The sequence below is a fragment of the Xenorhabdus budapestensis genome (assembly GCF_017743015.1).
Classification (GTDB): domain Bacteria; phylum Pseudomonadota; class Gammaproteobacteria; order Enterobacterales; family Enterobacteriaceae; genus Xenorhabdus; species Xenorhabdus budapestensis.
Window position 1 is genome coordinate 2,184,036 of record NZ_CP072455.1, and the last position, 24,265, is coordinate 2,208,300.

Here is a 24,265-nt window from a genome sequence, read left to right on the forward strand (position 1 = left end):
TTCAAATATCATGTTTTTTTCTCAGTAATAGTAAAAACATCTCTTCATAGAAGGGGATATTATTTTTGGCGCAGCCAACCTGTTGTTAACCACCTCCATAGGAGGTGGTATTCAGTTAATAATTCTCTTTTGCCGCCATAATGGCTTTCAATAAGGCCTGACCGACATGTTTGATATGCGGCAACTTCATAATGGATTCATGAGAACCAACAACAGGAACAATAGAGAGCTGTTCTGATGGAATGACATCCTCCCACCCAAGAGCATAACTATGCTGCTCATTTTGTTCTGTTGCCCTGAATAAGACGACATGAAGAGGTATTTCTGAAGCAATGTTTGTTGGGGCAGTATAGTGATAAGCCGCAACCGTAATATTATGATAAAGGCTCAGATAGTAGAGAATATTATCTGAAGGAATGTGAGGTGGTAGTAAATCGTTCTGCTGGGCAAAAGCCAGTAGAGCATTGTAGTCATGTTTATCTGTAATCCTTTGTAATTTCTCATCCACATGAAGGGAGATATCTGTCTCTTCCACCAGTAGATCATACAAAGTATTTTTTGCATTAAATAATAATCCAGCCTGTTTATCTTCCTGAGTGAATGTATCTTGATAGCTAGCAACCGAATCAATTAATCCTATGAAATCGACAGTTTCTCCCTCGGCTATCAATTGATTAGCTATTTCATATGCAAGAGTTCCGCCGATTGACCATCCAGCAATCGTATAAGGTCCCGATATTTGGGCCTGACGAATAGAGGTAATATATTCTTTAGCCATTTCGCTAAATGTTAATTGAAGATTTTCATCTCCGAATCTGTCACTGGCGGTAATGCCATAAATTGTCATGTCTTGATCATGAATATGAGAAGCAAGATCATAGGTATAGTGGATGCCACCTCCTGCTGGATGGACAAGAAGCAGTGATGATTCACCTTTACCTTGGCGGATAGTGACTACATTTTTTTGCTGTTCCTGATGGCTACCAGATAAAAGCTGTTGGAGGTAACAGGCAAGTTTACTGATTGTTGGGTGAAGGAATAGATCTCGTATTGCTATGTTGATGTTTAAAGCCCGGCGTAAGCGTGCAACGATTTGCAATGTCAGTAGAGAGTGCCCACCGAGTTCGAAGAAATGATCATGCCGTCCAATGCGGTCTAATCCGAGGTTTTCTTGCCAAATTTCAGCAATAATATTCTCTATTTCACCGATAGGTGCTTCATAGTCTTGAGTAATCACGGCAGACGCATCTGGTGATGGCAAAGATTGGCGATCCAACTTACCATTTGGCGTTAGTGGGAATGAATCTAATGTTACAAAAGCATTAGGGATCATATAGTGGGGCAAACTGGTATGTAAAGTTTCCCGCAATTGTTCCAGATTCAGAGTTATTTCTGGCTGCAAAACCAGATAAGCCACTAGACGCTTATCATGCATGATATCTTCACGCACCATCACAATCGCTTCTTGGATCTCAGAATAGGCAAGTAGTTTGGCTTCAATTTCACCCAGTTCAATCCGAAAACCACGGATCTTGACTTGAAAATCATTACGTCCGAGATAATCGATAGTACCATCAGGAAGCCAACGTCCTAAATCTCCTGTTTTATACATTCGTGCATCAACTTGCTCACTGAAAGGATTATGAACAAAACGCTCATTGGTAAGTTCTGGACGATTCAAATAACCGCGAGCCACTCCGATCCCTCCGATGTGAATTTCACCGATTACTCCAATGGGGACAGGCTGGTTGTGTTTATTAAGTAAATAAATTTGAGTATTGGCTATTGGACGACCAATCGTTATTTGAGATTTCGTGTGATGGTTGATTTGCTCCGCCAAAATGTTAGTGGATGCTGTTGACCAGATAGTTGTTTCTGTTGGTCCATACAGATTCCATAAGCTACTGACTTTTTGTTTTAAACGTTGTGCCAGTTCGTGAGATAACGCTTCACCCCCGCTTAATGCCTTGACGTTTGCACCTATCCATCCAGAATCAAGCAACATTCTCCAGGCAGTAGGTGTTGCCTGTACAATTTTGATGTTATGCAATGCAATTAATGCTGCCAATTGTTCAGGATCTTTGGCTATTTGTGATGGCGCTAAGACAATACGGCTGCCGCTGAATAAGGGTAAATAAAGCTCCAGCCCGGCTATATCAAAACCAATGGTAGTGGAGAAGAGCATTGTGTCGTCGGTAGTAATTTGCAATATCTCTTGCATTGAGAGCAGCAGGTTAACCACACTAATATGTTCTATCATTACACCTTTGGGTAGCCCTGTTGAGCCGGAGGTATACAGTACATACGCTAGATTACGTGATGTAACTTCTAAATCAGAGGCTGACAAATTACAATCTGGCTGATTTCTGATCTTTGCTTGGTACTCGCTATCATCCAGTACCAATAAGGGAACTTCTGTATCGGAGAAACGAGCTTGCAGGGCATATTGGGTCAGTAATACTACAGGCCGGCTGTCTGACAGCATATAGGACAGTCGTTCAGTAGGATAGTCTGGATCAAGAGGAACATAACCCGCGCCCGCTTTCAATATGCCTAATAAGCCGATGACCATATCCAGACTGCGCTCAACACAAATTGCTACCCGATCATCTGGACGTATACCAAGTTCAATTAAATAGTGCGCTAGCTGATTAGCTTTTCGGTTCAGTTCGTCGTAACACAATTGTTGATCGCCGTAAATTAAGGCGATAGCTGTAGGAGAATATTCCACTTGTTGCTCAAAGCGTTGGTGGATTAAATCATCTTGCGAATATTCAATATGAGTATTGTTGAATGTTTGCAAGAGTTGAATACGCTCTTCCTGTGGCAAAATGTTCAATTGTTGGCAGATATGTTCTGGTGAGTTTTGTAAAATCTCGACTAAGTCATATAGCACAGTGTGCATGAAGGCGTTAATCCGTTTGGGATCAAGGAATGATACACACTGCATAGTCAGCGTGAATCCCTGTCCAGTATCATCAACTGCCAAACTGAGTGGGTAGTTGGTACGTTCATTAGAACTTAACAGCTCGATACCTTCCTCAGCAGATCGCGTATTCTGGTCGTTATCATTATTTGGACTGTGGCGATAATTCAACAGACTGTTAAACAGAGGTAAAGGTGCCTTGACGCCACTGCATTGTTGAGCCAATGAGAGTGGAGCTTGTTCGTGTTCCAATAATTCACTCAATACCTGGTAAGTTTGCTGAACAACTTGCTGCACAGTGAAACCACCTAATTTAATGCGGATGGGAAGTGTATTCATAAACATACCGAGAGTTTTGTCTGAATTGACTACCCCCTGTAAACGTCCCAACAGCACAGTGCCAAAAACAACATCATCTCGTCCGCTGCATTGTGCCAGTACTTGTGCCCAGCCGACGTGGAACAGTACTGCTGCACTGACTCCTTGTTGTTGAGCACAATTTCGCAATGCTTGTGCTAGTGATGTTTCTAATTCGAATTCAGCTTCTGCGAACTGTTCACTGTTTTCGCCATGAACTTCCAACAAACCAAAAGGCAAAGTCGGTTCATCGACATCAGCTAAAAGCTGGCGGAAGTAAGCTTGGTGTTGCTCAAGAGGCACCATGCGGAGCTGGGCGATAAAGTTACGGTAAGGCAGAGGAGGGGGAAGTTGATTACCTTGCCCCAAGAGTATTGCCTGAATTTCATTGAATATGATTTCCAGTGAGTGATGATCACAAACCAGATGGTGATGTAGCAAGGCCAGCAACCATTTTCCGCTATGGGGATCTTTGGCAATGGTGGCTGATAATAATGGAGCCTGTGTGATATTCAGACGTATCAAATGTGGATCAGTATGATGGAGTAATTGCTGCTCAGCCTCACCTTCGGGTGACAATGTCAGTTCGGTAATAGGAAGATGTGCTTGACGATGAATAACTTGCACGGGTTCAGGAAGATCATTCCAATGAACCGCGCTACGTAAGATATCGTGACGGTTGATTATCTGCTGTAGTGCTTGCAAAAATGTCTCCAGCCTCGCACGATAGTCAAAGGCTATCATCATATTATCCAGATAAATGTCACCTTTTGTTTCCAGTAAATGGTGAAACAGAATCCCTTCTTGTAATGGCCCCAATGGGTAAATATCTTGAATATTACTAACACCCCCAGCCGCGCTGGCAACGATTTGATCAATTTGCTCTTGTGTTAGTGACACCAATGGCAACATATCTGGTGTGATAGTTTGACTATCATTTGTGATCAGATTAGGTGGAATGATTTGTGCTGTAGAATCATCAGTGGTCTTATTAATTAGATGTTTTGCCATATCTGCTAAGACGGGAAATGAAAATACGGCACTGACTTGCAATGTAAAGCCGTGTTGGCGCAGTTGCTCTATTAGGCCAACGACCAGTAAAGAATGTCCTCCTAATTCAAAAAAGTTATCATGACGTCCTACCTGTTCCAGTTGTAGCAGATTTTGCCAGATAGTGGCTAGTTGCTGTTCAGTTGTGTTGACAGGAGCTTGATATTCACGACTGATGACATCTGTGTGTTTAGGTGTTGGCAATGCCTTGCGATCTATTTTTCCATTTGGGGTAAGTGGAAAAGCATCCAATGTCACAAATATACTAGGCAGCATATATTCCATTAAATGTTTACCTAATTGCTCACGCAACTGAATGGCATCCGGCGTGATATCTGACTGTGGAATAATGTAAGCTACTAGATTGGTATTACCGTCCTTTTCTTCACGCGCTATAACCACAGCATCTTTAACCCCCGGGCACGCCGTCAGCTGCGTTTCAATTTCCCCCAGTTCAATGCGGAATCCGCGGATCTTGACCTGAAAATCATTGCGCCCCAGATAGTGGATATTGCCCTCCGGCAGCCATTGCCCCAGATCCCCGGTCCGGTACATGCGCGCCCCCGGCTGGGCACTGAACGGATCACGGATAAACCGTTCGGCGGTCAGGTCAGGGCGGTGCAGATAACCGCGGGCGACCCCCGCGCCCCCCACATAAATTTCCCCCGTGACCCCGACAGGCACCGGCTGGCCGTGTGCATCCAGGATATAGATTTTACTGTTGGCCAGCGGGCGGCCAATCGGGACGGCGGCCGTGAGAGCAGGCCTGTGCGGGGCCGGCCCGGCGTTATCCCCTGCCCAGGCGGTGGCCGTGACGGTGGTTTCCGTCGGCCCATAGGCGTTAAACCAGCGGCACGGCTGTGTCTCGGGTAACGCCTGCCACGTTTGTAAGTGGCGGGCCTCCACTTTTTCGCCGCCCACCGTCACCGTGCGTAAATAAGGGCTGAAAGGGCACCGGCCGGCGGCCAGCTCCTGCACCCACAGGTGCCAGAACGCCGCCGGCACATCCAGGGCGGTGATTTTCTGTGCGTGCAGAAACGCGCTAAATGCGCTGTCGGGGACTTGCAGGGCGTCGGGCCGCAGGATTAAGCTGGCCCCGGCGGCGAAGGTCGGGAAGATTTCCGAGACCGCGGTATCAAATGCCACCGCGGTAAATTGCAACACCCGGTCGCGGGCGGTAAGGGGATTGGCCTGCAACTGCGCGGCGACAAAGCTTGTCACATTGCGGTGTTCAATCATCACCCCTTTCGGTAACCCGGTCGAACCGGAGGTGTAAATCACGTAGGCCAGATGATGCGGCTGTAACCCCAGCCGGGCCGGGTCCGGGTTCTCCGCCGCAGACGTCTCAAGGGTGGCCTGCTGGCGGGCCTCATCCAGGCACCAGGTGGGCACGGCGGTGTCAGGCAGGTGCGGGTGTAAATGGGTTTGCGTCAGCAGTAAAACCGGCGCACTGTCTGACAGCAGATACGCCAGGCGTTCGCGCGGGTGGTCGGTGGCCAGCGGCACATAACCGGCCCCCGCTTTGAGGATAGCCAGCAGGCCAATCATCAGCGTTACGCTGCGCTCGGCGTAAATTGCCACCCGGTCATCGGGCCGCACGCCGGCGGCTATCAGGGCATGGGCCAGCTGATTGGCGCGCCGGTTGAGCGCGGCGTAACTGAGTGACGTGTCGCCCCAGACCAGGGCGGTGGCCGCCGGGGTGCGGGCGGCCTGCTGCTCAACAGCCTGGTGCAGCAGGCCGGCCGGCGCTGCCGTGACCGCCGCCGGATTAAAGGCCACCAGTAACCGGGTGCGTTCCTCGTCCGGTAAGATAGTCAGGGACCGGATAGCGCGGGCCGGGGCGGTGTGCAGGGCGCTCACCAGCTGGCTTAATGCCGACACCATATAGTGATTAATGCGGGCCGGATTCAGGTGCTGCGGGCACTGGGCGGTTAACGCAAACCCGTCCTCAAAGGCATCCACATCCAGCGATAACGGGTAGTTGCTGTGTTCTTCATCGGAAAGAACCTGGATCCCGGCCCAGGCCGGCGAGGCGGCGGGCCCGGGGTCCCGCTGGCTGTGGCGGAAATTGAGTAAGCTGCTGAAGAGGGGCTGCGGGGCCGGAATGCCGCTGCACCGCTGCGCCAGGGCCAGCGGTGTTTGCTCGTGCGCCAGCAGGGCACTGAGCTGCTGATGGGTGGCCTGCACCGTTTGCTGCACCGTACGATCCTGGAGCGTAATACGGACCGGCAGGGTATTGATCAGCATGCCGAATATCTGTGCCGTCCCGGCCCCGCCCTGCAAGCGCCCGAGTAACACCGTGCCGAACACAATATCGTCCTGCCCGCTGCACAGCGCCAGCACCTGGGCCCAGGCGACATGGAACAAGACCGCGGCGCTGACCCCCTGCTGGCGGGCACACGCGGTTATCTGCTGGCTGAGCGCGTTATCCAGCGGCATCACGGCTTCGGTGATATCGGCAGGGAGGTTTTGGGTGTCGGCCAGGCCGAACGGCAGGGTCGGCTCTGCCATATCCCCCAGCAGCTGCCGGAAGTAAGCCTGGTGGGTTTCAGCCGGCACTGCCCGGGTTTGGGCAATAAAGTGCCGGTAAGGCAGTGACGGGGGCAGCGTGTCGCCCTGGCCGGCGAGCAGCGCCTGCATCTCACTAAAGATGATGTCCAGGGACAGGTGATCACACACCAGGTGATGGTGTTGCAGGGCCAGAAGCCAGTGGGCGCTGCCGGGCTCTTGCGCGAAGGTGGCGGCTAATAACGGGGCCCGGGTGATATCCAAGCGGGTCAGGCGGGTGTCCGTCAGGCGGCGTAACTGCTGTTCGGCCGCCTCCCCGGGGGCCAGCACGGTTTCGGTCCGGGGCAGGGGGGCCTGGCGGTACACCACCTGCACGGGCTCGGGCAAGCCCTGCCAGTGGACCGCACTGCGCAAAATATCATGGCGGTCGATCACCTGTTGCAGGGCCTGTAAGAACGCCTCCAGCCGCGGGCGGCTGTCGAAGCGGATAAACTGGCGGTCCAGGTAGGTGTCGCCGCGGGTTTCCAGTAAATAATGGAATAAAATCCCTTCCTGCAAGGGCCCGAGGGGATACATGTCTTGCACATTGCGCGCGCCGCCGGCGACCCGGGCGACGACCGGGTCAATCTGGGCCTGGGTCAGGGTCAGCAGCGGTAACATCGCCGGGGTGATGGCCGAGCAGTCCGGCGGGATCAGGCTGGCGGGCACGTCCGGGAGGGGGCTGTCCGCCGGTTCATGGGTCAGCTGTTGGGCCATGGCGGCCAGGGTCGGGGCGGCAAACACGGCGCTGACCGGCAGGGTCCAGTGGTGCTGGCGCAGCTGCTCTATCAGGGTGACCACCAGCAACGAATGCCCGCCCAGTTCAAAGAAATTATCGTGGCGGCCGACCTGGGCCAGCCGGAGCAGGGCTTGCCAAATCGCGGCCAGTTGCCGCTCGGCCCCGCCCTGCGGGGCGACATAGTCCCGGCTGACACGGGCGGCCCGGTCCGGGGCCGGTAAAGCCCGGCGGTCGATTTTGCCGCTCGGGTTAAGCGGGAAGGCATCCAGGGTCACGAAGGCACTGGGGATCATATAGCTGGCCAGGTGCTGGCTGAGCTGGTCCCGCAGGCGGGTGGCATCCAGCGGCCGGGGGGCGTCGGGGACTAAATACGCGACCAGCCGTTTATCCCCGGGGTCATCTTCCCGGACGATAACCAGGGCGTCCTTCACCCCGGGACACGCCACCAGCTGCGTTTCGATTTCGCCCAGTTCAATGCGGAATCCGCGGAGTTTGACCTGAAAATCATTGCGCCCCAGGTAATGGATAGTGCCCTCCGGCCGCCAGTAACCCAAATCCCCGGTGCGGTACATCCGGGCGGCCGGCTCAGGGCGGAAGGGATCGGGCAGGAACCGTTCGGCGGTCAGGTCAGGGCGGTGCAGGTAGCCGCGGGCCACCCCCTCGCCGCCGATATAGAGCTCGCCGGTGACCCCGACAGGCACGGGCTGCCCCTGGGGGTCCAGGATATAGACGGTGGTATTGGCCATCGGCCGGCCGATGGGGATATCGTCAGCGGGCGCGGGATGGCCGGGCTCATAAGGGCAGGCGGTGGCATTGACGGTGGTTTCGGTCGGGCCGTAAATATTAATCCAGCGGCAGGCCTGGGTCGCCGGGCTGGCTAACCAGGCTTGCAGGTGGCGCACTTCCGCCTTTTCGCCGCTGGCGGCCACGGAGCGCAGGGCGGGCGGGGGCCCGCTGTGCCCTGCCCGGACTTCCTGGGCCCAGAGATGCCAGAACGCGGTGGGCAAATCGACCACCGTGATGTGATGCTCGTGCAGAAAGGCCATAAAGTCGGTATCCGGCACTTTAAGGCGGGCCGGGCGCAAGACCAGGGTGGCACCCACCGCCAGGGTGGGAAAGATTTCCGCCACGGAATTATCAAACCCGAAGGAAGCGAATTGCAGCACCCGGTCACGCGGCGTCAGGGCGGTGAGCTGGATTTGCGCCTGAATAAAATTGACGACCTGCCGGTGCTCAATCATCACCCCTTTCGGCAGGCCGGTCGAGCCGGAGGTATACAGCACATACGCCAGATTGGCGGGCGTGAGGCCGGAGACGGTGATTGGAATATTGTCTTGAGGCTGACTGGCGAGGTGCGTGTGATGGTCTGCGCTGTCCAGTACCCAAAGGGGCAGGTCAGTGTTGGCCAGGCGGGCGCTCAGATGACGCTGGGTCAGTACCAGGACCGGCTGGCTGTCTGCCAGCATATAGGTTAACCGGTCGGTGGGGTAGTCGGGATCGAGCGGCACGTAACTGGCACCGGCCTTTAAGATGGCCAGCATCCCGATGATCAGAGACAGGCTGCGTTCGGCACACAGGGCGATGCGGTCATCCGGGCGGGCCCCCGCGGCCCGGAGGGCATGGGCCAGCTGATTGGCGTGCCGGTTTAAGTCGGCATAACTGAGCTGGCCCGCCTCGCTCACCAGGGCCAGGGCCGCGGGGGTGGCGGCCGCCTGCTGTTCAATCAGCTGGTGGATAAGCGGCTCGCGCGGATAAGCCCGGGCGGTGGCGTTAAACTGGGTCAGTAATTGGCGGCGCTGTGCCGGGGTCAGCAGCGGGAGGGATCCGACGGGCTGGCGGTCATCGGCGGCCATCGCCGTTAAGAGCCGGGTCAGGTAGCCGCTGAGGCGTTCAATGGTCGCCCGCTCGAACAGGTCGGTGGCGTATTCCAGATCCCCGGTGATCCCGGCGGCGGTTTCATTCAGGGATAACGTCAGGTCAAACTGGGCATTGTTGCGGGCCGCGGGCACCTCGGTCAGGGTTAACCCGGGTAAGTCGAACCGGTGATTTTTGGGGGTGTTATCCAGGGCAAACATCACCTGAAAGAGCGGGCTGTGGCTCAGGCTGCGCGGGGGTTGCAGGGCTTCGACCAGCTGTTCAAACGGCAGATCCTGGTGGGCATACGCCGCCACCGTGTGGGTTTTTACCCGGGCCAGTAAGGTTTGCACGGTGGGGTTATCGTCCACCGTGACCCTTAAGGCCAGGGTGTTGACAAAGAAGCCGATTAACGGCTCTAACGCACTGTGCTGGCGGTTGGCCACGGGCGTGCCAATCACGATATCCGGCTGGCCGCTTAACCGGGCCAGTAAAATCCCCCAGCCGGTCAGCAGGGTCATAAACAGGGTGGTGCCATGCCGCTGGCTTAAGGCTTTTAAAGCGGCCACGAGGGGCGGGGATAAGGTAAAGGGAACCTGGTCGCCTCGGTAACTTTGCACGGCGGGCCGGGCGTGATCGGTGGGTAATGCCAGTAACGCCGGAATACCGTGTAACGCCTGGCGCCAGAAGGCCAGCTGCGTGTCCAGCACCGTCCCCTGTAACCATTGCCGCTGCCACAGCGCATAATCGGCGTACTGCACGGGCAACGGCGGCAGCGGATCGGGCTGCCCCTGGGTAAAGGCCTGGTAAAGCGTGGACAGTTCATGCAGCAGAATATTCAGGGACCAGCCATCCGTAATAATGTGGTGCTGGGTTAACAGCAGGCGGTGCTGGTGGTCGGCGAGCTTCAGTAATTGCGCGCGTATCAGGGGCCCGGTGCTAAAATCGAAGGGGTGGCTGGCGTCCCATTCCGCGGCGGCCTCAATGGCCGCGTGCTGGTCGGCGGCGGGTAATTGACTGAAATCGTGGACCGTCAGGGCGAACCCGCTGTCCGGCTTGCCGATGATTTGCCGGGCTTGCCCGTCGATCAGCCGGAAGGTGGTGCGTAAGATTTCGTGCCGGGCGACAATGCGATCTAATGCCGCGGTGAGGGCCGGCAGATCCAGGGCGCCGTGCAGATGTAAATCATCTGATACGTAATAGGCGGTTTGTGCCGCGGGGTCGAGTTGCGCCAAAAACCATAAGCGCTGCTGCGCCCAGGAGAGTGGCAATTCTTGTTTGGGATTGGTTCTACTGGTTAGCTGATATCTTTCCTCAATTTGCCTATCTGGAATTCTCCCTTTCAATTTTTTCTGAAGTACTGCCTGCTTTAACTGATTTAGTCTCTGTTCGTTATTATTCATTTTGTTTATTTTGTCCATTTTGTTCACTATTAATCTTCACGTAACATGGCAAGCAACTCATCCTCAGACAGATCATCAAGCTCTTGTTGTATGGAACTGATATCTTGTTGTATTGATGAAATAAGTTCAGCAAGTTGAGATAGAGTTGAATGACGGAAGATATCTGCAACCGATATATCAAGATGAAATGTATTACGCAGGCGTCTGGATAATTGCATGATAGAAAGTGAGTTTCCTCCCAATACAAAGAAATCATCATGGCGTCCAGCTTGGTCCAACCCCAACAAATCCTGCCAAATTGTGGCAAGTTGCTGCTCAATTTCCCCTTGAGGAATTTCATATGTATGGACAGCAATAGAGGAACGATCCGGCGCAGGCAGTGCTTGACGATCCAGCTTTCCATTTGCGGTGAGAGGCAAGGTGTCCAATATCATATAAGCCTGAGGAAGCATGTACTCCATCAAGTGACGGCTGAGTTGTTCACGCAGTTCATTGGGATCTAAAGAAATATTGGGTTGTGGTATTAGATAAGCGACTAGATATTGATCCCCTGTTGTATTTTCACGTGCAATGACCACAGCATCTTTAACCCCCGGGCACGCCGCCAGCTGCGTTTCAATTTCCCCCAGTTCAATGCGGAATCCGCGGATCTTGACCTGAAAATCATTGCGCCCCAGATAGTGGATATTGCCCTCCGGCAGCCATTGCCCCAGATCCCCGGTCCGGTACATGCGTGCCCCCGGCTGGGCACTGAACGGATCACGGATAAACCGTTCGGCGGTCAGGTCAGGGCGGTGCAGGTAACCGCGGGCGACCCCCGCGCCCCCCACATAAATTTCCCCCGTGACCCCGACAGGCACCGGCTGGCCGTGTGCATCCAGGATATAGATTTTGCTGTTGGCCAGCGGGCGGCCAATCGGGACGGCGGCCGTGAGAGCAGGCCTGTGCGGGGCCGGCCCGGCGTTATCCCCTGCCCAGGCGGTGGCCGTGACGGTGGTTTCCGTCGGCCCATAGGCGTTAAACCAGCGGCACGGCTGTGTCTCGGGTAACGCCTGCCACGTTTGTAAGTGGCGGGCCTCCACTTTTTCGCCGCCCACCGTCACCGTGCGTAAATAAGGGCTGAAAGGGCACCGGCCGGCGGCCAGCTCCTGCACCCACAGGTGCCAGAACGCCGCCGGCACATCCAGGGCGGTGATTTTCTGTGCGTGCAGAAACGCGCTAAATGCGCTGTCGGGGACTTGCAGGGCGTCGGGCCGCAGGATTAAGCTGGCCCCGGCGGCGAAGGTCGGGAAGATTTCCGAGACCGCGGTATCAAATGCCACCGCGGTAAATTGCAACACCCGGTCGCGGGCGGTAAGGGGATTGGCCTGCAACTGCGCGGCGACAAAGCTTGTCACATTGCGGTGTTCAATCATCACCCCTTTCGGTAACCCGGTCGAACCGGAGGTGTAAATCACGTAGGCCAGATGATGCGGCTGTAACCCCAGCCGGGCCGGGTCCGGGTTCTCCGCCGCAGACGTCTCAAGGGTGGCCTGCTGGCGGGCCTCATCCAGGCACCAGGTGGGCACGGCGGTGTCAGGCAGGTGCGGGTGTAAATGGGTTTGCGTCAGCAGTAAAACCGGCGCACTGTCTGACAGCAGATACGCCAGGCGTTCGCGCGGGTGGTCGGTGGCCAGCGGCACATAACCGGCCCCCGCTTTGAGGATAGCCAGCAGGCCAATCATCAGCGTTACGCTGCGCTCGGCGTAAATTGCCACCCGGTCATCGGGCCGCACGCCGGCGGCTATCAGGGCATGGGCCAGCTGATTGGCGCGCCGGTTGAGCGCGGCGTAACTGAGTGACGTGTCGCCCCAGACCAGGGCGGTGGCCGCCGGGGTGCGGGCGGCCTGCTGCTCAACAGCCTGGTGCAGCAGGCCGGCCGGCGCTGCCGTGACCGCCGCCGGATTAAAGGCCACCAGTAACCGGGTGCGCTCCTCGTCCGGTAAGATAGTCAGGGACCGGATAGCGCGGGCCGGGGCGGTGTGCAGGGCGCTCACCAGCTGGCTTAATGCCGACACCATATAGTGATTAATGCGGGCCGGATTCAGGTGCTGCGGGCACTGGGCGGTTAACGCAAACCCGTCCTCAAAGGCATCCACATCCAGCGATAACGGGTAGTTGCTGTGTTCTTCACCAGCGAGGATCTGGATCCCGGCCCAGGCCGGCGAGGCGGCGGGCCCGGGGTCCCGCTGGCTGTGGCGGAAATTGAGTAAGCTGCTGAAGAGGGGCTGCGGGGCCGGAATGCCGCTGCACCGCTGCGCCAGGGCCAGCGGTGTTTGCTCGTGCGCCAGCAGGGCACTGAGCTGCTGATGGGTGGCCTGTACCGTTTGCTGCACCGTGCGATCCTGGAGCGCAATACGGACCGGCAGGGTATTGATCAGCATGCCGAATATCTGTGCCGTCCCGGCCCCGCCCTGCAAGCGCCCGAGTAACACCGTGCCGAACACAATATCGTCCTGCCCGCTGCACAGCGCCAGCACCTGGGCCCAGGCGACATGGAACAAGACCGCGGCGCTGACCCCCTGCTGGCGGGCACACGCGGTTATCTGCTGGCTGAGCGCGTTATCCAGCGGCATCACGGCTTCGGTGATATCGGCAGGGAGGTTTTGGGTGTCGGCCAGGCCGAACGGCAGGGTCGGCTCTGCCATATCCCCCAGCAGCTGCCGGAAGTAAGCCTGGTGGGTTTCAGCCGGCACCGCCCGGGTTTGGGCAATAAAGTGCCGGTAAGGCAGTGACGGGGGCAGCGTGTCGCCCTGGCCGGCGAGCAGCGCCTGCATCTCACTAAAGATGATGTCCAGGGACAGGTGATCACACACCAGGTGATGGTGTTGCAGGGCCAGAAGCCAGTGGGCGCTGCCGGGCTCTTGCGCGAAGGTGGCGGCTAATAACGGGGCCCGGGTGATATCCAGGCGGGTCAGGCGGGTGTCCGTCAGGCGGCGTAACTGCTGTTCGGCCGCCTCCCCGGGGGCCAGCACGGTTTCGGTCCGGGGCAGGGGGGCCTGGCGGTACACCACCTGCACGGGCTCGGGCAAGCCCTGCCAGTGGACCGCACTGCGCAAAATATCATGGCGGTCGATCACCTGTTGCAGGGCCTGTAAGAACGCCTCCAGCCGCGGGCGGCTGTCGAAGCGGATAAACTGGCGGTCCAGGTAGGTGTCGCCGCGGGTTTCCAGTAAATAATGGAATAAAATCCCTTCCTGCAAGGGCCCGAGGGGATACATGTCTTGCACATTGCGCGCGCCGCCGGCGACCCGGGCGACGACCGGGTCAATCTGGGCCTGGGTCAGGGTCAGCAGCGGTAACATCGCCGGGGTGATGGCCGGGCAGTCCGGCGGGATCAGGCTGGCGGGCACGTCCGGGAGGGGGCTGTCCGCCGGTTCATGGGTCAGCTGTTGGGCCATGGCGGCCAGGGTCGGGGCGGCAAACACGGCGCTGACCGGCAGGGTCCAGTGGTGCTGGCGCAGTTGCTCTATCAGGGTGACCACCAGCAACGAATGCCCGCCCAGTTCAAAGAAATTATCGTGGCGGCCGACCTGGGCCAGCCGGAGCAGGGCTTGCCAAATCGCGGCCAGTTGCCGCTCGGCCCCGCCCTGCGGGGCGACATAGTCCCGGCTGACACGGGCGGCCCGGTCCGGGGCCGGTAAAGCCCGGCGGTCGATTTTGCCGCTCGGGTTAAGCGGGAAGGCATCCAGGGTCACGAAGGCACTGGGGATCATATAGCTGGCCAGGTGCTGGCTGAGCTGGTCCCGCAGGCGGGTGGCATCCAGCGGCCGGGGGGCGTCGGGGACTAAATACGCGACCAGCCGTTTATCCCCGGGGTCATCTTCCCGGACGATAACCAGGGCGTCCTTCACCCCGGGACACGCCACCAGCTGCGTTTCGATTTCGCCCAGTTCAATGCGGAATCCGCGGAGTTTGACCTGAAAATCATTGCGCCCCAGGTAATGGATAGTGCCCTCCGGCCGCCAGTAACCCAAATCCCCGGTGCGGTACATCCGGGCGGCCGGCTCAGGGCGGAAGGGATCGGGCAGGAACCGTTCGGCGGTCAGGTCAGGGCGGTGCAGGTAGCCGCGGGCCACCCCTTCGCCGCCGATATAGAGCTCGCCGGTGACCCCGACAGGCACGGGCTGCCCCTGGGGGTCCAGGATATAGACGGTGGTATTGGCCATCGGCCGGCCGATGGGGATATCGTCAGCGGGCGCGGGATGGCCGGGCTCATAAGGGCAGGCGGTGGCATTGACGGTGGTTTCGGTCGGGCCGTAAATATTAATCCAGCGGCAGGCCTGGGTCGCCGGGCTGGCTAACCAGGCTTGCAGGTGGCGCACTTCCGCCTTTTCGCCGCTGGCGGCCACGGAGCGCAGGGCGGGCGGGGGCCCGCTGTGCCCTGCCCGGACTTCCTGGGCCCAGAGATGCCAGAATGCGGTGGGCAAATCGACCACCGTGATGTGATGCTCGTGCAGAAAGGCCATAAAGTCGGTATCCGGCACTTTAAGGCGGGCCGGGCGTAAGACCAGGGTGGCACCCACCGCCAGGGTGGGAAAGATTTCCGCCACGGAATTATCAAACCCGAAGGAAGCGAATTGCAGCACCCGGTCACGCGGCGTCAGGGCGGTGAGCTGGATTTGCGCCTGAATAAAATTGACGACCTGCCGGTGCTCAATCATCACCCCTTTCGGCAGGCCGGTCGAGCCGGAGGTATACAGCACATACGCCAGATTGGCGGGCGTGAGGCCGGAGACGGTGATTGGAATATTGTCTTGAGGCTGACTGGCGAGGTGCGTGTGATGGTCTGCGCTGTCCAGTACCCAAAGGGGCAGGTCAGTGTTGGCCAGGCGGGCGCTCAGATGACGCTGGGTCAGTACCAGGACCGGCTGGCTGTCTGCCAGCATATAGGTTAACCGGTCGGTGGGGTAGTCGGGATCGAGCGGCACGTAACTGGCACCGGCCTTTAAGATGGCCAGCATCCCGATGATCAGAGACAGGCTGCGTTCGGCACACAGGGCGATGCGGTCATCCGGGCGGGCCCCCGCGGCCCGGAGGGCATGGGCCAGCTGATTGGCGTGCCGGTTTAAGTCGGCATAACTGAGCTGGCCCGCCTCGCTCACCAGGGCCAGGGCCGCGGGGGTGGCGGCCGCCTGCTGTTCAATCAGCTGGTGGATAAGCGGCTCGCGCGGATAAGCCCGGGCGGTGGCGTTAAACTGGGTCAGTAATTGGCGGCGCTGTGCCGGGGTCAGCAGCGGGAGGGATCCGACGGGCTGGCGGTCATCGGCGGCCATCGCCGTTAAGAGCCGGGTCAGGTAGCCGCTGAGGCGTTCAATGGTCGCCCGCTCGAACAGGTCGGTGGCGTATTCCAGATCCCCGGTGATCCCGGCGGCGGTTTCATTCAGGGATAACGTCAGGTCAAACTGGGCATTGTTGCGGGCCGCGGGCACCTCGGTCAGGGTTAACCCGGGTAAGTCGAACCGGTGATTTTTGGGGGTGTTATCCAGGGCAAACATCACCTGAAAGAGCGGGCTGTGGCTCAGGCTGCGCGGGGGTTGCAGGGCTTCGACCAGCTGTTCAAACGGCAGATCCTGGTGGGCATACGCCGCCACCGTGTGGGTTTTTACCCGGGCCAGTAAGGTTTGCACGGTGGGGTTATCGTCCACCGTGACCCTTAAGGCCAGGGTGTTGACAAAGAAGCCGATTAACGGCTCTAACGCACTGTGCTGGCGGTTGGCCACGGGCGTGCCAATCACGATATCCGGCTGGCCGCTTAACCGGGCCAGTAAAATCCCCCAGCCGGTCAGCAGGGTCATAAACAGGGTGGTGCCATGCCGCTGGCTTAAGGCTTTTAAAGCGGCCACGAGGGGCGGGGATAAGGTAAAGGGAACCTGGTCGCCTCGGTAACTTTGCACGGCGGGCCGGGCGTGATCGGTGGGTAATGCCAGTAACGCCGGAATACCGTGTAACGCCTGGCGCCAGAAGGCCAGCTGCGTGTCCAGCACCGTCCCCTGTAACCATTGCCGCTGCCACAGCGCATAATCGGCGTACTGCACGGGCAACGGCGGCAGCGGATCGGGCTGCCCCCGGGTAAAGGCCTGGTAAAGCGTGGACAGTTCATGCAGCAGAATATTCAGGGACCAGCCATCCGTAATAATGTGGTGCTGGGTTAACAGCAGGCGGTGCTGGTGGTCGGCGAGCTTCAGTAATTGCGCGCGTATCAGGGGCCCGGTGCTAAAATCGAAGGGGTGGCTGGCGTCCCATTCCGCGGCGGCCTCGATGGCCGCGTGCTGGCCGGCGGCGGGTAATTGACTGAAATCGTGGACCGTCAGGGCGAACCCGCTGTCCGGCTTGCCGATGATTTGCCGGGCTTGCCCGTCGATCAGCCGGAAAGTGGTGCGTAAGATTTCGTGCCGGGCGACAATGCGATCTAATGCCGCGGTGAGGGCCGGCAGATCCAGGGCGCCGTGCAGATGTAAACCACCTGATACGTAATAGGCGGTTTGTGCCGCGGGGTCGAGTTGCGCCAAAAACCATAAGCGCTGCTGCGCCCAGGAGAGTGGCAATGGTTCTTGGCGGCTGACAGGTACGATGTCGGGTTGAATTGATTGAGTTTCTACTACCAAAGTTTGTGCTAAATCGGACAATGTTGGTTGAAGAAACAGATCTTGCAGTGTGACATTGATATTCAGAGTCTGACGTAAGCGAGACGCTACCTGTACGGTCAATAAAGAGTGTCCGCCTAACTCAAAGAAATTATCATGGCGTCCGACTTGTTCCAGGCCCAATAAACTTTGCCAAATCTCTGCCAGTTGTTGCTCTATTTCTCCTTGTGGTGCGGCATATTCATGGCTAACACTGGCAGAGCGATTAGGAGCGGGCAGGGCTGCTCGGTCTACTTTACCGCTCTGATTTAATGGGAAGGCTTCAAGGGTAACGAATGCAGTGGGGATCATATAGCTGGCGAGGTTACTGCTGAGTTGTTCACGTAGGCTGGCCGTATTCAGCGGGCTAGGGGAGTCGGGGACTAAATATGCGATCAACCGTTTATCCCCGCTATCATCTTCCCTGACAATAACCAGGGCGTCCTTCACCCCGGTACACGCCACCAGTTGCGTTTCAATTTCGCCCAATTCAATGCGGAATCCGCGGAGTTTGATCTGAAAGTCATTACGCCCCAAATAACGGATATTGCCATCCGGCAGCCAGCGGCCTAAATCCCCGGTGCGATACAGACGGGCAGCTGGTTGATTGCTGAAGGGATCGTGGATAAACCGTTCAGCGGTTAATTCCGTCCGGTTCAGATATCCGCGGGCCACCCCCTCGCCGCCGATATAAAGCTCGCCGGTGACTCCGATAGGCACGGGTTGCCCCTGGGTATCCAGAATATAGGCGGTGGTATTGGCCATCGGCCGGCCGATGGGGATATCTTCAACAGAATGGGGATGACCGGGCTCATAAATACAGGCAGTGGCATTGACGGTGGTTTCTGTCGGGCCATAGAAATTAATCCAGCGGCACGTTTGTGTTCCCGGGCTGGCTAACCAGGCCTTCAGGTGGCGTGCTTCCGCCTTTTCGCCGCTGGCGGCCACCGAGCGCAGGGATGGGGGCGGCCAGCTGTACCCAGCCTTGACTTCTTGGGCCCATAAATGCCAGAACGCGGTGGGTAAATCGACCACCGTGATGTGATTTTCTTGCAGAAAGGTAATAAAGTCAGTATCCGGCACTTTGAGGTGGGCCGGGCGTAAGACTAAGGTGGCGCCCACCGCCAGGGTGGGGAAGATTTCCGCCACGGAATTATCAAATCCAAAGGAAGCGAATTGCAGTACCCGATCATGCGATGTTAAGGCGGTTGTCTGGATTTGCGCCTGAATAAAATTGACGACATGCCGGTGTTCAATCATGACTCCCTTAGGCAACCCTGTAGAGCCGGAAGTATACAGTACATAAGCCAGATTTGAGGGAATGAGTCCTGACTGAGTTATTGAAATATTGTCTTGGGGGTGACTGGCGATATGAGTTTGATGTTCTGTGCTATCCAGTGCCCAAATGGGCAGGTCAGTATTGACCAGGCGGGCGCTCAGATGGCGCTGGGTCAGGATGAGTGCTGGCTGGCTGTCTGACAGCATATAAACTAACCGTTCTGTAGGATGTTCTGGATCTAATGGAACATAGCTGGCTCCCGCCTTCAAAATTCCTAACAGACCGATGATCATTTCCAGACTGCGTTCGACACAAATGGCTATCCGTTCATCTGGACGTACTCCCGATGCTCTGATGGCATGTGCAAGTTGATTGGCGTGTTGGTTTAATTCGGCATAACTGAGTTGACCCTCTTCCCCGATCAGGGCAATAGCATCTGGTCTGGATGCAGCCTGTTGTTCAACTAATTGATGGATAAGCCTATCCTGCTGGTAGTCTTGCGCAGTGAGATTAAAATTGGTCAGTAATTGAGAACGTTGTGAGGACGTCAGCAATGGAAGAGTTTCTATTTGCTGGCTGTCATCAGCGATCATCGCTTCTAATAGCGTCTGTAGGTGACCGACCATGCGTTCAATACTAGCGTGTTCAAAAATATCACTGGAATATTCCAAATCACCGACTAAGCCTTGGTCTGTATCATTCAGAGATAAAGTTAGATCGAAATATGCGCTATTTCTGATATGTGACAGTTCTTTCACGTGTAACCCAGATAACTCGAAATTTTGCTGTCCTGGCGTATTGTCCAAAGCCAGCATGACCTGAAAGATAGGGCTATGGCTTAGATTACGTGGCGGTTTCAACACCTCCACCAACTGTTCGAATGGCAAATCTTGATGTGCATAAGCGCTCAAAGCTTTATGTTTCACCCGATTCAATAATTCACTGACACTGGGGTTGTCACTTAATTGAATCCGTAAAGCTAACGTATTAACGAAGAAACCGATTAATGGTTCTAATTCGTGCTGTTGCCGATTGGCAACGGGAGTGCCGATCACGAGATCGTGCTGACCACTGAGACGAGAAAGCAACACCGACCATCCTGCCAGTAGGGTCATAAATAAAGTCGTACCGTGATGTTGACTAAGTGCTTTTAATGCAGAGCTTAAAGTAGGGGAAAAGGCTACATTAACTCGGTTGCCAATATAGCTCTGTTTTATCGGGCGTGGTTTGTCCGTAGGTAACTCCAGAAGTACTGGCGCACTTTGCAATTCATTGCGCCAGTAATTCAACAAATTTTCCAGAACGTTCCCTTGTAACCACTGATGTTGCCAAAGGGTGTAATCAGTATACTGGAGCGGTAATCCAGGTAATGGATCAACTAGCCCCTGGCAAAAAGCGTGATAAAGAGTGGATAGCTCATATATCAATACATTAACTGACCAGCCATCCGAGATAATATGATGCTGTGTTAACAGTAGAATATGCTCATCTTCTGCTAAACGAAGCAAATGCCCTCTGAACAACGGCCCTTGGGTAAAATCGAAAGAGGTGATGGCCTCATGCTGGGCACATTTTTCTACCGTAGTCTGTTTTTCTGACGCAGGCAAATGACTGATATCTTCAGTCGTTAAAGCAAAACCACAGTTGGCATCCCCGATAACTTGCCGGGCAGTACCTTCAATCGACACAAAAGTTGTTCGCAGGATTTCATGGCGAGCCACAATCCTATCTAACGCAGCCTTAAGTGCGTTCTGATTCAGGAGACCCTGGAGGTGAAGCCCTGTCGACATATGGTAGGCTGTTTGTGCCGCAGGATCGAGTTGAGTTAAAAACCAAAGGCGTTGTTGTGCCCAAGATAATGGAATATCACCCTCACGAGGCTGTACAGTAATTGATGTTCTTTGCGTATATTGACGAGTTAGCTTTGCTGCTTTAGCTGATTCAAGTAATTTTTCACGTTCCGCTAATGGTAAAGAATTTAATTCGTTAATATTCATGCTTAAGTGCCATTTAAGGTTAAAGTTTAATTCATTGATTTATAAATATTTTTTAGTAATTCGGCGTCAAATTGCAGTAATTGAGCGTCGACAATACACGCTTTAAGTTGGCTGAGGGTGGTGTGTGAAAATAGTTGTTGAACAGAAAGCTCTACACCAAATATTTCCCATATTCTTGATTGTTGCTGTAGTACTAATAGTGAATTCCCGCCAAGTTCGAAGAAATTGTCATGGCGTCCTATGCGCTTAATTTTCAGCAGCATTTGCCAAATATTGGCTAATTGCTCTTCAATCTCACCTTGTGGAGCGACATATTCTTGTGTGATCACTGATGAATGGTCGGGGACTGGCAGCGCTCGGCGATCCAGCTTACCATTCAGAGTTAATGGAAAAGCATCCAGCATGACAAATGCACTGGGGATCATATAATCAGGTAGATTAATGCTCAGTTGTTCCCGCAGCTTGGGAATGCTCAAGGTAATGTCCGGTTCGGGTATAAGGTAAGCAACTAATCGTTTATCTGTAGCGTCGTATTCATGCACAATGACAATAGCGTGTTGAACACCGGCACATTGAGTCAGGCAGGTTTCAATTTCGCCTAATTCAATCCGGTTTCCGCGTATCTTGACCTGGAAATCATTACGACCCAAATAATCGATACTTCCATCAGGCAACCAACGTCCTAAGTCCCCCGTCTTGTACATTCTTGCATCTTTGTTGTTGCTAAATGGATCAGGAATAAAACGTTCTGTTGTCAACTCAGGACGATTTAAATAGCCACGGGCAACACCAATGCCACCGATATAGATTTCACCGGTAATGCCGATGGGTACGGGTTGCCCATATTTATCAAGAATATAGATTTTCGTATTGGCAATAGGGTAACCAATTGGTACTAAAGCGGAATATTTTTCTGATCCACAACGCCAGGATGTTACGTCGATAGCGGCTTCAGTCGGGCCATATAAATTATGCAGCTCACTATGAGGTAAATGAGACAAACATTTCTGTTGCAGAGAGTACGACAATGCTTCTCCGCTGCATAAAATTTGACGCAAAGAAGGGCAACGCTTTGCTGGAGTATGATGAATGAAACTGTGCAGCATAGAAGGAACAAAGTGAATAGTTGTAATACCACGGAGTTCAATTTCTTCCAGCAAATAGACGGGGTCTTTATGGCCATTAGGGCGTGCCAGGACTAACTGAGCGCCAGAGAGCAAAGGCAGGAAAAATTCCCATACTGAAACATCGAAACTAAACGGAGTTTTTTGCAATACACGATCATGTTGATTCAATCGGTATTCATCTTTAGCCCATAGTAAACGATTTACAACGCCACGATGCTCATTCATAACTCCTTTGGGTAGACCCGTTGAACCTGACGTATAGAGTACATAGGCCAAATGGTGGGATGTCAGTCCTAAATCGGTGACTGACAAATTATTTTCCCCCTGAACAGCCATTTTTGTTTGAAGTTCTTCGCTGCCCCATCGCCATACAGGGACAGTTGTTTCTGGTAAGTCCCCTTTTAGATCTTGATGCGTCAGTACGAGTATTGGATTACTATCCGATAGTATGTGATTCAGACGATCTATGGGATATTCAGGGTCGAGAGGTACATAGGCGGCACCTGCTTTGAGTATTCCTAACAAACCAACCACCATATCTGGGCTGCGTTCCATACAAATGGCGATGCGGTCATCTGGACAAACACCAAATTCAACCAAAGCATGGGCTAATTGATTGGCTTGTCGGTTCAATTCAGCATAACTCAATTTATGGTTTTCATAAATCAGGGCAATTGCGTTTGGCGTGTGTGTGACTTGCTGTTCCACTAATTGGTGAATCAAAGCGTGTTGAGGAAAAGCTTTATTTGTTGTATTGAAATTACAGAGAATTTGTTTACGTTCTTGCTCATCCATCAGTGGCAAATAGTCAATTTTCTGTTGTTCGTTATCAGCCATTGCAGTAAGTAAAACGAAGAAATTTTCCATGAGTTGATGGATTAACTCAGTATCGAACAACTGGGGATCGTAATGGAAATAACACCGAATTTGTGTATTGACTTCCAATATATTAAGCATCAAAGGGACGGGGGTATCAGCATAAAGGGGATAGGAGAAGGGCCGTAATTCTGCGCCTCCCCAATGTACCGTCGTACTATTATCTTCGTCCATCCATAACAATAATAGGTCACCAATATATCGAGGCTGTTGAAAAGTCATCAAAGTCTGGAAAACGGGATGAGTTTCTGCATGGCGTTGTAACTTTAGTTGTTCCAGTACTTTAGCAAAGGGATATTTTTGATTCTCAATGGCCTGACGGATGCTTTTCTGTGCTTGCAAAATATGCTCACGAACGCTCATATCACCGTTAATTTGACCACGTAATGCGACCGGATTAACAAATTCACCGACCAATTTTCCCCAATGTGCACGGCTTCGCCCCGGCATCATTGAGCCTATAATAATATCGTTCTGCTCTGTGTAGCGATTCAATAAGATCTGGTATGTAGCCAGAAAAATAGCAAACAGACTGTTCCCATATTCAGAAGCCATAGCATGGAGTTTATCCGCTAATAAATCTGGAATTAGGCGGGAAATTGTGATCTTATCAGTTAATGGTGTTGGGGTGTTTTTAAGAGAGTTGTTTTCTGTTGGCCATTTTATGTTTGGCCACTGTAGTGTATTCGGATGACCAGCCAAATTATTACGCCAGAAATTTTGTTGTTTTTTTGCACTGTTACTGTTCAGCCATTGCTGCTGCCATGTAACATAGTCTTGAAAACTATGTTCTGATATTGGCTCTAAGGCTTGTGAGACTAATATATTGCCTAATTCCTCTAATAATAACCAATAAGACCAACCATCAACTGCCAGATGGTCAAAAGTTAGTACCATGATGTTTTCTTGGGGATGGTATTGATACCAACTGGCATAAACCCGCAATGGATATTCCAAATCGAAAGTATGCCAGCAATCTTGGCGCACTTGCTGTTGAAGAGTATTTTCGTCGAGATGTTTAGCATTATGTCGTTGGATCTGTATTTCAACATGCTCTGCAATACGGTATCCCAACTTGCCATCGTATAACCCAAAGCTAGACCGTAACATAGGATGCCGTTTTATCAGATGATTGATTGCAGTTTCTAAACGTTCAACAGTTAAACCCTTAACCCGAGCACAAAATGCACTATTATTTTTTCCCCGTTGGGTTGGATTAATTTGATATTGAAACCAACGACTATTTTGAGCTTCAGATAAGGAAAATGGTTTCATATTTTCAGGGTGGTTCACTTTATATAACTCCCTTTTTTTATATGCATATTAAAAAATATAATAATTGCTCTATTAAATTAGAAATCACCTTTACACTTAGATATCGGTTAAATAAAAATTAATAAGGATTTTTATAATTATTATTTGATATGAGATTAATTAATTATGTT

At 53.9% G+C, this 24,265-nt stretch carries 3 protein-coding genes; all 3 read right to left on the reverse strand.

Annotated features, from left to right (window positions below):
• Positions 1–115 precede the first annotated feature (115 nt).
• The 3 genes from HGO23_RS09790 to HGO23_RS09800 are packed head-to-tail and all read right to left on the reverse strand — an operon-like array spanning position 116 to position 24,113.
• Positions 116–10,876 carry a non-ribosomal peptide synthetase gene (locus HGO23_RS09790; protein ID WP_209028752.1) on the reverse strand — a complete coding sequence of 3,587 codons (10,761 nt, stop codon included), beginning with the start codon at positions 10,874–10,876 and terminating at the stop codon, positions 116–118.
• 29 nt (positions 10,877–10,905) lie between these two features.
• The gene (locus tag HGO23_RS09795) at positions 10,906–20,817 is read right to left on the reverse strand and encodes a non-ribosomal peptide synthetase (RefSeq protein ID WP_209026490.1); all 9,912 of its coding nucleotides are present in this window, start codon (positions 20,815–20,817) and stop codon (positions 10,906–10,908) included.
• Positions 20,818–20,843: 26 nt separating this feature from the next.
• Positions 20,844–24,113: a non-ribosomal peptide synthetase gene (locus tag HGO23_RS09800; RefSeq protein ID WP_209026491.1), complete on the reverse strand. Its 3,270-nt coding sequence runs from the start codon at positions 24,111–24,113 to the stop codon at positions 20,844–20,846.
• Positions 24,114–24,265 lie beyond the last annotated feature (152 nt).